Source organism: Faecalibacter bovis (genome assembly GCF_017948305.1).
Classification (GTDB): Bacteria; Bacteroidota; Bacteroidia; order Flavobacteriales; family Weeksellaceae; genus Empedobacter; species Empedobacter bovis.
This window is the reverse complement of sequence record NZ_CP072842.1, coordinates 1,211,356-1,225,165: the sequence shown is the minus strand read 5'-3', so window position 1 is coordinate 1,225,165 and position 13,810 is coordinate 1,211,356. Positions and strand designations below refer to the sequence as shown.

The 13,810-nt window shown below is 31.8% G+C and carries 12 protein-coding genes and 1 tRNA gene; 8 read left to right on the top strand and 5 right to left on the bottom strand.

Translation table 11 applies throughout. The features are described from left to right. Positions 1-63: 63 nt before the first annotated feature. A complete protein-coding gene (locus J9309_RS05840; protein ID WP_230477623.1) occupies positions 64-489 on the bottom strand; it encodes a DUF2147 domain-containing protein in 426 nt (141 codons plus the stop codon). 299 nt (positions 490-788) lie between these two features. On the opposite strand from J9309_RS05840, the gene epsC reads away from it, so the two are divergent. From epsC to eco, 6 genes are all read left to right on the top strand, one after another. Next, positions 789-1,565, top strand: a complete 777-nt coding sequence (gene epsC / locus J9309_RS05835) for a serine O-acetyltransferase EpsC (protein ID WP_230477622.1) — start codon at positions 789-791, stop codon at positions 1,563-1,565. 15 nt (positions 1,566-1,580) lie between these two features. Next, entirely contained in the window at positions 1,581-2,489 is a 909-nt protein-coding gene (gene cysK / locus J9309_RS05830) for a cysteine synthase A (protein ID WP_230477621.1), read from the top strand. A gap of 162 nt (positions 2,490-2,651) precedes the next feature. Beyond that, on the top strand, positions 2,652-5,261 hold the full coding sequence (clpB, locus tag J9309_RS05825; protein WP_230477620.1) for an ATP-dependent chaperone ClpB: 2,610 nt from the start codon (positions 2,652-2,654) through the stop codon (positions 5,259-5,261). A gap of 102 nt (positions 5,262-5,363) precedes the next feature. After that, positions 5,364-6,038, top strand: coding sequence for a TIGR02117 family protein (locus tag J9309_RS05820; protein ID WP_230477619.1), 675 nt, complete (start codon positions 5,364-5,366; stop codon positions 6,036-6,038). Positions 6,039-6,175: 137 nt separating this feature from the next. Then, positions 6,176-6,249: transfer RNA gene (locus tag J9309_RS05815), tRNA-Asn, on the top strand. Positions 6,250-6,361: 112 nt separating this feature from the next. Further along, a complete protein-coding gene (gene eco / locus J9309_RS05810) occupies positions 6,362-6,823 on the top strand; it encodes a serine protease inhibitor ecotin (RefSeq protein WP_230477618.1) in 462 nt (153 codons plus the stop codon). 39 nt (positions 6,824-6,862) lie between these two features. Here the strand turns inward: eco and J9309_RS05805 are convergent, their stop codons facing one another. The 3 genes from J9309_RS05805 to era all read right to left on the bottom strand — a co-directional run bounded on the left by J9309_RS05805 (position 6,863) and on the right by era (position 9,985). Next, a complete protein-coding gene (locus tag J9309_RS05805; RefSeq protein WP_230477617.1) occupies positions 6,863-8,110 on the bottom strand; it encodes a DUF445 domain-containing protein in 1,248 nt (415 codons plus the stop codon). 88 nt (positions 8,111-8,198) lie between these two features. Continuing rightward, the gene (locus tag J9309_RS05800) at positions 8,199-8,984 is read right to left on the bottom strand and encodes a universal stress protein (RefSeq protein ID WP_230477616.1); all 786 of its coding nucleotides are present in this window, start codon (positions 8,982-8,984) and stop codon (positions 8,199-8,201) included. Positions 8,985-9,097: 113 nt separating this feature from the next. Next, positions 9,098-9,985 carry a GTPase Era gene (era, locus tag J9309_RS05795; protein ID WP_230477615.1) on the bottom strand — a complete coding sequence of 296 codons (888 nt, stop codon included), beginning with the start codon at positions 9,983-9,985 and terminating at the stop codon, positions 9,098-9,100. A 212-nt stretch (positions 9,986-10,197) separates the two neighbouring features. On the opposite strand from era, the gene J9309_RS05790 reads away from it, so the two are divergent. Further along, a complete protein-coding gene (locus J9309_RS05790) occupies positions 10,198-10,467 on the top strand; it encodes a hypothetical protein (RefSeq protein WP_230477614.1) in 270 nt (89 codons plus the stop codon). A 33-nt stretch (positions 10,468-10,500) separates the two neighbouring features. Here J9309_RS05790 and J9309_RS05785 read toward each other — a convergent pair whose 3' ends face one another. Continuing rightward, the gene (locus tag J9309_RS05785) at positions 10,501-11,535 is read right to left on the bottom strand and encodes an acyl-CoA synthetase family protein (protein ID WP_230477613.1); all 1,035 of its coding nucleotides are present in this window, start codon (positions 11,533-11,535) and stop codon (positions 10,501-10,503) included. 129 nt (positions 11,536-11,664) lie between these two features. Between J9309_RS05785 and scpA the strand changes: the two genes are divergently transcribed. Then, positions 11,665-13,797 (top strand): methylmalonyl-CoA mutase, encoded by a 2,133-nt coding sequence (scpA, locus tag J9309_RS05780; protein ID WP_230477612.1) that lies wholly within the window; start codon positions 11,665-11,667, stop codon positions 13,795-13,797. Positions 13,798-13,810 lie beyond the last annotated feature (13 nt).

Genomic DNA, 13,810 nt, shown 5'->3' with positions numbered 1-13,810 from the left:
AAAATAGTCATTATCAAGAGTTTTGTTTTGAGTTTTTGTGGTTTGATTACTTGAGTAACCTTTTTATTTTACTTTTTGCCAAGTTTGAGTTCTGCCGACTAATGATATTCCGACATACCCTCTAACATCTAATTTATCTTTTCCGTTTAATCTTAAAGACGCTTTATATTCTTTTCCGCTATTTGGATCAATAATTTTGCCACCAGACCATTCATTTCCGTCTTTTTTTAGACCTGAAAGAATAACCAATCCTTTAATTGGTTTTCCAGCTAAAGCTCCTTTACATTTATCACATTTAGAATTCTCTTTACCTTTCGTCAAGATTTTTATTACTTTTCCATATAACATTCCATCTTTTTCGAAAATTTCCACGTGAGATTTTTCTTTCCCCGTTTCATCATCTATAGTTTTCCACGTACCAATTGGAGATTGTCCAAATACTAAAGTTCCGATGAACATGAAAAATGTAAATAAAAATGATATTTTCATAAATAGTGATTTTGTGTTACTAAAATATGAATTTTTAGTGTAAAATAAACACTAGAATTGAAAAAAATCAATTTTAATCAAAAGTTTAACATTACTTCAATTAAATATTGATTTTCAAGCCATTAAATTAAACTCAAATAGATAAACATTGGTGTGTTTTATTCAATCAAGAACATTATTGTGTAACCTATTTTTTTACAGATTTTAGTTTATGATTAATTTTTGGAAGATTTTTAATTAATTATGAAATATTACTACATTTGTCTATAAATATTATAGAGTTAATAGGTAATTAAAAAATGAACTCACTTAGTAAATATAGTTTACCATTTAATAAAAAGGAAGTTGAAAAAATTGTAGAGTCTATTATATATGATTTAATTTTTAGTCAGCCCAATAAAGAAAATACACCTGATCAAGTAAAGTCGTATTTTATTGATATATTAAATAGAATTGTTCCCGAAGAGAAAGCTAATTTCATTGCAGAAAAATTTTTCGACCAATTAGAAGATATCAAAACGGAGTTAGAACAATTAATTTTAATATTCTTTAATAATGATCCTGCTTCCAAATCCGAGATAGAAATCATTGTTTCATATCCTGGATTTTTTGCAATAGCTGTTCATCGTTTAGCAAACACATTGTACAAATTAGATACACCAATACTACCTCGTTTCTTTGCTGAATACGCCCACAAACAAACCGGTATTGATATACATCCAGGTGCAAGTATTGGCAAAAATTTTTATATCGATCACGGAACTGGAATTGTAATTGGAGAAACTACAATTATTGGTAATAATGTTAAAATTTATCAAGGTGTTACGCTTGGTGCATTTTATGTTTCAAAAGATTTAGCTGACCAAAAACGCCATCCTACAATAGAAGATAATGTTACCATATATGCCGGCGCAACAATTTTAGGTGGAACAACGGTGATTGGCGCAAATTCTACAATTGGTGGAAATGTATGGATTACGAAAAGTGTACCGCCCGATTCTATCGCTTACCAAGAATTTCAACCAATTATCAAACAAAAAAATAACAATCAATCAGATGATTTTTATGTCATCTAATCAAAATTTTTAATAATGATTTTAAATAATATCCTAGAAGCTATCGGAAATACACCGATAATTAGATTAAGCAGACTTTTCCCAAATCACGAAGTTTACATCAAATTAGAAAAACAAAATCCTGGTGGATCTATCAAAGATCGCATTGCTTTAGCCATGATCGAAGATGCTGAAAAAGCAGGGATTTTAAAACCCGGAGGAACCGTTATCGAACCAACTTCTGGAAATACCGGAATCGGATTATCATTTGTAGCAGCTGTAAAAGATTACAAAATGATTATTACTATGCCAGAATCAATGTCGATTGAAAGACGTAAAATCATGGAAGCATATGGTGCTGAATTTGTTTTAACTCCGAAAGAATTAGGGATGAAAGGTGCAATTGCGAAAGCACAAGAATTAGCGGAAACGATTGAAGGTGCTTGGGTTCCTCAACAATTCGAAAATAATTCGAATCCAACTATTCATTACAATACTACTGCAAAAGAAATTCTAGCTGATTTTCCACAAGGTGTTGATTATTTAATAACAGGTGTTGGAACTGGTGGTCATTTATCTGGAATTGGAAAAGCTTTAAAAGAAGTTAATTCTGCCACTAAAGTTATTGCTGTAGAACCTTTAGATTCTCCTGTAATTTCTGGTGGAAATCCTGGTCCTCACGCAATTCAAGGAATTGGTGCTGGATTTATTCCAACTAATTTAGATATAAATGTATTGGATGAATCGATTCAGATTTCAAAAGAAGAGGCTTTTGATTTTGCACGCAAAGCAGCGAAAGAAGAAGGTTTATTTGTCGGAATTTCAACCGGAGCGTCATTAGCTGCAGTTGCTAAATCGCTAGATAAAATTTCTTCTGATGCAAAAGTTTTAACTATAAATTACGATACTGGTGAACGTTATTTGTCAGTTGAAGGTTTGTTCTAAAAGTATCTAAATTTGAAAATATAAAGGAGATATTTGTCAAAATGTCTCCTTTTTTTATATAAAAACGACAAAAAGTCAGTATAAATCATTGAATATCAATTTGGAATTTATTTTGATTAAACCTATCCGAACAAACAAATCAACGAACAAAATAAAAAACAAATGGATTTTAATCAGTTTACAATAAAAGGGCGCGAAGCAATTCAAGCTGCACAACAAATTGCGGCTGGAAATCAAAATCAAGCCATAGAACCAAGCCATATTTTAAGTGGAATGTTTGATGTTGATGAAAATGTAATTTCATTAATATTAGAACAACAAGGCGCAAACCTTACGCATATCAAAAACGAATTGGATATAGAAATTAATAAGTATCCAAAAGTACAAGGACAACAAGGTAATCATCTATCCAATAGTGCAAATGCTGTTTTACAATCTGCTCAGCAATACGCTAAGGAAATGCAAGATGATTTTATTACGTTGGAACATATTTTATTAGGAATAATTAAGAATGTATCACCTACAAGCCAAATTCTGAAAGATCAAGGTGTAACATTCGATAACACCAAAAAATTAATTACAGAATTGAGAAAAGGAGAAAGAGTAACATCAGAAAATGCAGAAGGAACTTACAATTCCTTAAACAAATACGCGAAGAACTTAACTGAATTAGCCAAAGAAGGAAAATTAGATCCTGTAATTGGTCGTGACGAAGAGATTCGTCGTGTTTTACAAATCTTATCACGAAGAACTAAAAACAACCCAATTTTAATTGGTGAACCTGGAGTTGGTAAAACTGCAATTGCTGAAGGATTAGCGCATCGTATCATTGATGGTGATGTGCCTGAAAATCTTTTAAACAAACAAATCTTCTCATTAGATATGGGAGCTTTAGTTGCTGGTGCAAAATATAAAGGAGAGTTTGAAGAAAGATTAAAAGCTGTTGTAAAAGAAGTAACTTCTTCTAACGGGGAAATAATTTTATTCATCGACGAAATCCACACTTTAGTTGGTGCCGGAGGTGGTGGTGAAGGCGCTATGGATGCCGCAAATATTCTAAAACCAGCTTTAGCGCGTGGAGAATTACGTTCGATTGGTGCAACAACTTTAAATGAATATCAAAAATATTTTGAAAAAGATAAAGCATTAGAACGTCGTTTCCAGAAAGTAATGGTGGAAGAACCAGATGAAGAATCTGCAATTTCGATTCTACGTGGTATCAAAGATAAATACGAACAGCACCACAAAATCGGAATTAAAGATGAGGCAATTATTGCTGCTGTAAAATTATCAACACGTTATATTTCTGATCGTTTTTTACCAGATAAAGCCATCGATTTAATGGATGAAGCTGCATCGAAGTTAAGAATGGAAATGAATTCTAAACCTGAAGAATTAGATAAATTAGACCGTAAAATCGTTCAGTTAGAAATTGAAATTGAAGCGATTAAACGTGAAGATGACGAGAAAAAATTAAACTTATTACGCGAAGAATTATCAAATCTTCAAGATGAAAGAAATCAATTCAGCGCGAAATGGCAAGACGAGAAAAACAAAGCTGATGAAGTTCAAGATTTACGTAAGACAATTGAAAACATCAAATTTGAAATCGAAAAAGCAAAGCGTGAATATGATTATGCAAAAGCATCTAAATTAGAATTTGAAGATTTAGTAAATGCTAAAAAAGCATTAACAGAAGCTGAACAAAAATTAGAAGAAAATAAGCACAATAAATTGGTAAAAGAATTTGTTGATGCAGATGATATCGCAGAAGTTGTATCGAGATGGACAGGAGTTCCGGCTCAGAAAATGATGCAATCTGAACGTGAAAAATTATTACACTTAGAAGACGAATTACACAAACGTGTACTTGGGCAAGAAGAAGCGATTGTTGCAGTAGCAGATTCAATTCGCCGTTCTCGCGCAGGATTAAGTGATGAAGGAAAACCAATTGGTTCGTTCTTATTCTTAGGATCAACTGGGGTTGGTAAAACTGAATTAGCGAAAGCTTTAGCAGAATTCCTTTTCGATGATGAAAATGCAATGACGCGTATCGATATGTCCGAATATCAAGAACGCCATGCAGTTTCTCGTTTAGTTGGAGCACCTCCGGGATACGTTGGGTACGACGAAGGTGGACAGTTAACGGAAGCGGTTCGTCGTCGTCCATATTCGGTAATTTTGTTAGATGAGATAGAAAAAGCGCATCCAGATGTATTTAATATTTTATTACAAGTATTAGATGATGGACGTTTAACTGACAACAAAGGACGTGTCGTAAACTTTAAGAATACGATCATTATTATGACATCGAACTTTGGTTCGCATACGATCTTAGAAAAGTTTGCAGATATTGATGAGGATAATGTGGCTCAGATTTATGATGATACAAAAACAGAAGTTTTTGACGAGTTAAAACAAAACTTCCGACCAGAATTCTTGAATCGTATTGATGAGATAATTCTATTCCGTCCATTAAGTCAAAATCAAATCAGCGGAATAGTTGGAATTTACTTAAATGCTGTCGCTAAAAAATTAGCACAACGTGATATTACTTTAGATATTACACCAGAAGCATCTGCTTATTTAGCTCATAAAGGATATGATCCACAATTTGGTGCAAGACCATTAAAACGAGTGATACAACAAGATGTATTGAACGAATTATCTAAAGAAATTCTGAAAGGAAATATCAATGATAATGATGCTGTATTAATCGATTACTTAGATGAAAAACCAGGAAACAAATTAGTTTTCAGAACGAATGCTTAACATATAATCCATTTATGAAGTCGATTTCATATTAAATATTTTAGTTAATTGTATCCCGTCACGTGTGACGGGATTTTTTTATCTTTAAGGAAATCAATCTCTATGAAAAAAATATTCAAATACTTTCTAAAATCAATCGGACTTTTGTTTGGATTATTATTCGTCTACATCTTAGCTGTTATCATCCTACCATTAATCCCTGTAAACAAAACAACCTCATCATCAAATGATTGGGTAGAAATCTACATTTTAACCAATGGAATGCATACCGATATTGTACTTCCTGTTGAAACTGATGTGATAAATTGGTCTGATTTAATTCCTTTTAGTGATACAAAAGCAAAACAACCCATGAAATATATTGCTTTTGGTTGGGGAGATAAAGGTTTTTATTTGGATACACCTGAATGGAAAGATCTAAAATTTTCTACTGCTTTTAAAGCTGCATTTTGGTTAGGAGATTCTGCTATGCACACCACGTTTTATAATACAATTACTGAAAATGAAGATTGTAAAAGAATGACAATTAGTAGAGATGAATATATTAAAATAGTAGAATATATAAAGAATTCTTTTGAATTGGATACAACAGGAAATGTACAACTTATACCAACTGAAATGGTTTACGGAAATAATGATTCTTTTTACGAAGCGAAAGGTACATACAACATCTTTTTTACTTGTAATACTTGGGCAAGTGATGCATTAAAAGAAGCAAAACAGACGGCTCCGCTATGGACTGCATCGCAACAAGGGATTTTTCATCATTATAATTAAAAAAAAATAAAATTTTTTCTAATTCATTTTCAATAAGTTGCCCTATTTAAGCGACTTTCAAGTGAAAAAAAGTTTAAAAAATATTTGGAGATATAAATTTTCGCTCTATATTTGCAACACAATATCGATAACGATACTCCTCCTTAGCTCAGTTGGTTAGAGCATCTGACTGTTAATCAGAGGGTCCTTGGTTCGAGCCCAAGAGGAGGAGCAAAAAAGACAATCAAATTTTGATTGTCTTTTTTTTTGGCTTTAATTTAACAAACTTCGCACAACCATTGGCACTACTTTTTCATCTTATCGATATAATCAAAAATTAAAAAATGAAAAAGTTACTGTTATTAAATATTTTAACTTTCAGTTCAATAACAAGTTTTGCACAAATGAAAGAAGATATAAAAATGTTTCCAAAACCAGATAAAGATCAAGTACAGAAAGTCATTCGAGTTGAACCTCGCGACAACGAAAATGATTTTATGATTGAGATTATGATCGGTAAAAAAACGATGACAGATTCTTGTAATAATCATTTCTTGATGGGAAAACTTGAAGAAAATAATCTGGAAGGTTGGGGATATTCATATTATAATTTTACAACTGACGGAAATATAGCTGGAACTTTAATGGGATGTTCTGATAATAAGTCAGTAGAAAAAATAGTTTATTCACCATCAGAAAAAGTAAGATACAATAGTCGTTTACCAATTGTAATTTACACGCCTAAAGGGTATGAAGTAAATTACAGAATTTGGTCAGCTTCTGATAAAACATATAATGCTGAATAATAATTAAAAAAGCTCAACAATAAATGTTGAGCTTTTTTTTTACCAATTCAAAAATAATTGGGTAATTGCATATATTATCAAACCGACGATACCACCGACAATTGTACCATTGATACGAATAAACTGTAAGTCTTTACCAACTTCTAATTCCAACTTATCACTTAATTCTTTACCTTCCCAATCCCCTACTGTTGTACTGATTAAATCTTCAACTTCAGTAACATTTCTTAAAATCATACGGTAAAGAAAATGACGTATCCAACCATTAATTTTATGGACTAAATCTTCATTATCATTTAAATTATTAGACAATTTTTCGATGTTTTTATGGATGTATTTCTGCAAAGTAGAATCCTCTTGATCAAAGCTTTCAGTTAAATTCTCTTTGATTGATTGCCATAAATCCGTAGCATATTCTACAATACGTTCTGGCGTTACAAATTCATCACGCATTGCGTTTATTTTTTGTTCCCAATACGGATCTGATTTCGCTTTATTAGCAATGTTTAATAATGAATTTTGTATATTTTTTCGAATTGGATGTTCCTGATCCTGCTCTATTTCTTCAATAAAACTAATCACACCATTTACAACACCTTTCGATATTTTTTTACCTGCAAAAAATGAAATAACAGGATGTTTTTCATTGATTTTGTCTTCTATTAAAACATCACTTTCTTCTATGTAAGCTTTAGCTTTAGGCAAAATAACATCTAAAATTTCGCTGTGTTTATCTTTTTCAACCAGATAAGTAACTGCGGTTGAAGCTAATTCTTTAAGATCAAATTGTTTTAGAATTTCATCACCTTTTAAAGACAAAAAATCCACCACTTCTTTATCATCTAAATCTTTGACAACTTTCTTTACAAAACCTATTATCTCTTCTTGTAAAACTTCTTGATTCGTTTTTTTATTTAACCAATCAGCAACAAATTTTACAACGTCTAACTTTTCTATATAAGGACGAATATTGGTTGAGGTTAAGAAATTATTTGTTACAAAACTTCCTAGATTATCACCGATTGAATTTTTACTACGTTCAATCAAATTTGTATGCGGAATTTTTAATCCTAATGGATACCTGAACAATGCAGTTACAGCAAACCAGTCGGCTAGTGCACCAACCATTGCAGCTTCAGAAAATGCTTCTACGTAACCAATCCATTCTGCTTCAGATTGCTTGCTTAAATATACCATTGCTGCGTATAATAAAGCCATAAGTACAAACAAACCTGTTGCGATAGATTTATGTTTTACTAGACTTTGTTTTTTTTCTACTTCTGTCATCTGTTCAAATTGTATTATAAATTTCGCAAAAATTTAGCCAATAAAAAAAGCGATGTTAAACATCGCTTTTCAATGGTATTGGATTTGATTATTTTTCTTTTAAAACTAAGATTGCAAAATCAGCACTTGTTAATAAATGTTTACTGTAGCTTTCTGTAAACAAACGTTGAAATGGATTTAATTCACGATTCATTATTCCTAAAACATCTATGTGATACATTTTACAGTAATCTAATAATGCAGATTCTACATCATCGTTTTTAATAACTTCTACCTTCACATCTGGATGATTAACTTCTAACTCGCGTTTGTTCATAATCATATCAACACTCATATTTTTATTCTCGACATGAACAATATCTAAAGTTGATTGATGTTTTTTAGCAAAACTTATCATTTGGTTAATCGCTGATTCTTCTTTTGGATCAAACATAGATGCGAAAGCGAATTTTCTATTTTCCTCAAAAACTACATTATGAGGAACTGCAAGCACAGGAACCGGCGAATTGTTGATTACTGCAAGAGTTTGAGAACCGAAAAATTTCTGTCCAAAGCTATTTTCACCATTCGTTCCCATTACGATGTAATCTATATTTTCTTTATTTACAACATCAAGAACTGTTAATAATAAATCTCCAATTTCTAAAGAGCTTTTTATATTAATATCTTCTAATTGATTTTCCTTAGCGATTGCTTTTAATTGGTTTACTTTCGTTTCAAATTCATCTTCATGCATATTTAAATACTCTTTTAGATGAGTTTTTAATGTAATTAAACGAATATCTGCATCGATTGCTTTCGCAAGATTCAACGCATATAAAAATGCATTATTAGCTGTTTTAGAAAAATCTGTTGGAAATAATATTGTTGCCATAAGGGTTTATTTTAGATTTTGTTTTATCTCTTTATAAATTTACAAAAAATCAAAATCTTATGCATAAAAAAAGCGTTGAATATCAACGCTTAACTTTTATTTAAAATGATTATTTAATAACCAAAACGACGTAAATCATTTTCTTTCTTACGCCAGTCTTTCTTAACTTTAACAAAAAGCTTTAAGAAAACTTTTTTATCGAAGAATTTTTCTAACTCTTCTCTCGCTTCCTTTCCTACTTTAGATAAAGATTCACCTTTATGTCCGATGATAATTCCTTTTTGAGAATCACGTTCAACAAAAATTTCAGCTTCGATTGAAATTAAATTAATTTCTTCTTTGAAACGTTCTGTTACAACTTCAACCGAGTATGGAATTTCTTTTGAATAGTTTAATAATATTTTCTCACGAATTACCTCGTTTACGATAAAACGCTCCGAACGATCTGTTAATTGTTCTTCTGGATAATATTGTGGACCTTCTGGCAACATGTCTTTAATTTTAGTGACTAACATGTCTACATTTACATTTTCTTTTGCAGAAATAGGCAAAATCTGTGCAGCAGGTAATAATTCGTGCCAATATTCAACAGCTTCGTTCAGACGGTCAGGTGTAGCTGTATCAATTTTATTTAATAATAAAATTATTGGTGTAGAAGTTTTTTGAAGACGAGCAAATACTTCTTCGTTTTTTAAACGTTTTTCTCCGATTTCAACAACGTAAAGAATCACATCAGCATCTACTAATGATTCGTTAACGGCATCCATCATCTTAGTTTGTAATTCGTACGCAGGATCTAAAACACCAGGTGTATCAGAAAAAACAATCTGATAATCATCCCCAGTTAAAATTCCTTTGATACGATGACGTGTAGTTTGTGCTTTATGTGTAGCAATTACTAAACGTTCTTTCATCATTAAATTCATTAACGTTGATTTTCCTACGTTAGGATTACCAATGATGTTAACAAAACCGGATTTAAATTTCTTTTCGTCTGACATATTGCAAAATTACGAAATTCAGATGATATATTAAGAATAAATAAATCTTGGTCAACTTTTTGAATATTATAAAACAACACTTTATCACGCGTATATTGGTGTAATAATTTTATGAAATTTTTAATGACGTTTGTTAGTTTTTTAATTTCCGATTTTGTACATTCGGTAACGTGTGAAAAGAAAAATATTAAAACCATAAATAAGACAGAACGATGATTAAAGCTGAATTAATTGAAAAGGAGGAAGTTCAAAATTATAAATTTTTAAATGCGCCATTAACTGAAGTTCACGTACAGAAAGAAAAATTATTAGGAGCTGTACGTTTAGGAAACGAGTTTAAATCAAAAGCTTACATTACATTCCAAACAGATCAAGGACCAAAGAAAATTGAAACTACGGTTTGGACTGTAACTGAAAAATATTTACAAATTAAAAATGGTGTTTTAATACCATTAACTTCATTAATAGATATTCAATATTAAAAAAAGCCGACTTATTAGATAAGTCGGCTTTTTTTAATTTATGGTTAATAATCTTTTCACTTCTTTACGAATGGCTGCTCGGTCATTATTTTCTGGAAATTCTCCTAAAAAGAATGTTTGTTTAGGAATTTCATGTTCTTTTAATCCGTCAGTTGGGTAATTAAATTCTTCCATATAACGTCTTTCAACAATCAACGTTACCACTTCTTGACCCGATTCTTTTTCTGGGAAATTCATTACCACAAAACGCGTTGCAATATATGGTTTCAAAACTTCTTCGATATGATCAAAGTTTATAATTGTATCGTTATCATCATCTAAATATTCTCCCGAAGTTAGCCATCTAAAGCTATGATCATCATTAATTACAACTGCTTTTTGGGTATTGATACGTTCTTGAAAATTTGGCGAATCTATAATTAATTGTCCGTCGTTAGATCTAACAATGTTTACATTTCCAATCGTCGAATAGTTTTCTTCATTCAATTTTCTCACTGCAATTGGAAAAGATTTCACACTAAAAACTTCATAAATCATTTGATCTTGATTGTTACTAATTAACAATTCTTTTGTTTCATCTTTTATTCCATTGGTTTCGACTGCAATTTTTTCAATTCGGTGTAATACATCACTAGATTGTTGCACTTGTGCCTCTGTTAAATAAACATAATTCAATCCCCAATGAATCGTATTTTGATCCTGCCCTGTGTACGGAATCCTAATATCATTAGTTGGCTCTACGCAATACGCTTCCATTTTACCTTCAATTGCTTGTGCTAACGCAATAACACCATCTTTCATGGTAATAGAATTAGCAATCAAAGTCGTATCACCTTGCTTTACATTTGTATATTTATTTAATTCTTTAACAGTATTCTGAATATTTTCACGCTTCATTGCAATTGTAAAAATATTTTCACCTTGCATCTCGTTAATTTGAATTTCACTATTTAGTTCTTGATATTTTTTTAAAAAATTTAAAATATCCAATTGCCATTCCGTCGCTTTATTTTCATCGATAGTGGCAATAATCTCATTAATTGTTTGATTATTAAAGTCTAATTTCATGTTGGTTGTTTTTTGATTTAATAAAAAACTTCAATAACCCTACCAAAAACCTCTTTATCATATAGTTGCAAAAATCATTTTACATAAAGATTTGAAAAATTATCTGTCGATATTTTTTATATTAGCGTTATGAATCACAAAACAGATTTTTCAAATTTAAAATTTGAAAGAAAATTAAATTCAACTCAACCAGAAATGGTAGATTTTGAATTAGATAGTTTACAAGTCAAGAATAATTATACTTATAGCGATGTAAAAAATCTAAAACAAACAGATTTTTTACCAGGTTTTGCACCCTTTTTAAGAGGGCCATATACAACAATGTATGTGCGTCAACCTTGGACAATTCGCCAATATGCAGGTTTTTCTACTGCAGAAGAATCAAATGCATTTTATAAAAGAAATTTAGCAGCTGGACAAAAAGGACTTTCTGTTGCCTTCGATTTAGCTACGCATCGCGGCTACGATTCTGACCACGAACGTGTAGTTGGCGATGTTGGAAAAGCTGGTGTTGCTATTGATTCTGTTGAAGATATGAAGATTTTATTTGATGAAATTCCATTAGATAAAATTTCAGTTTCGATGACAATGAATGGTGCAGTTTTACCAATTTTAGCATTCTACATTGTTGCTGCAGAAGAACAAGGCGTTTCGCAAGAACAATTATCTGGAACAATCCAGAATGATATATTAAAGGAGTTTATGGTGCGTAATACGTACATCTATCCTCCTACACCATCGATGAAGATTATCGCGGATATTTTTGAATATACTTCTAAATATATTCCTCGTTTCAACTCTATTTCTATTTCGGGTTACCACATGCAAGAAGCCGGTGCAACTCCTGTTTTAGAAATGGCCTATACATTAGCCGATGGTTATGAATATGTGAAAACAGGATTAAATGCAGGATTAAAAGTTGATGACTTTGCTCCACGTTTGTCTTTTTTCTGGGCTATTGGTATGAATTTTACGCAAGAAATTGCAAAAATGCGTGCAGCTCGTATGCTTTGGGCAAAATTAATGCAAGAATTTGAGCCTAAAAACCAAAAATCGTTGATGTTACGTACACATTGTCAAACATCTGGATGGAGTTTAACCGAACAAGAACCTTACAATAATATAGGTCGTACAGCAATCGAAGCGTTAGCTGCTGCGTTAGGTGGAACACAATCTTTACATACGAATGCATTGGACGAAGCGATTGCCTTACCAACAGATTTCTCGGCTCGTATTGCACGTAACACGCAGATTATTTTACAAGAAGAAACTCAAATTTGTCGTACTGCCGATCCAATGGGTGGAAGTTTCATGATTGAAGCTTTGACTAATGAAATGGCAAATCAAGCGTGGGAATACATCCAAGAAGTTCGTGAATTAGGTGGAATGACTAAAGCTATCGAAGCTGGCATTCCGAAAATGCGAATAGAAGAAGCTGCTGCTAAAAAACAAGCGAAAATTGATTCTGGCGAAGATGCTATTATTGGTGTCAATGCGTATCAATCTAAATTAGAGCAACAAGAATTTGATATTTTAGATATTGATAATACTGCAGTTCGTCAAAAACAAATTGATCGTTTAGATCAAATTCGTGCAACGCGTGACCAAGCTAAAGTTGATGAAATTTTAGCGCAGATTACGGAAGCTGCTAAATCTGGAAACGGAAATTTATTAGAATTATCAATCGAAGCTGCTCGTCGTCGTGTAACTTTAGGAGAAATTTCTGATGCTTTAGAGGTTATTTACGGAAGACATAAAGCTATTACAAGAGGAATACAAGGAGTTTACGCTATGGACGCAGGAAAAATGGAAAGCTTTGAAAAAGCTAGAAAATTAGCTGACGAATTTGCAGAATTAGAAGGTCGTCGACCAAGAATTATGGTTGCTAAAATGGGACAAGATGGGCATGACCGCGGCGCTAAAGTAGTTGCAACATCTTATGCTGATATGGGATTTGATGTGGACATTGCTCCATTATTCCAAACTCCAGCAGAAGTTGCAAAACAAGCCATAGAAAATGATGTTCATATTTTAGGAGTTTCCTCATTAGCCGCAGGACATAAAACTTTAGTACCTGAAGTGGTTAAAGAGTTAAAATCATTAGGTCGTGATGACGTTTATATTGTTGTTGGAGGCGTAATACCTAGACAAGATTATGATTTTCTTTTAGCTAACGGAGCTCATTCTATCTTCGGTCCTGGAACTAATTTAGCAGAATCTGCTATAGAAGTTTTAGAAAATTTAATTAAAGAATATAAATAAAAAAATAAAAAGA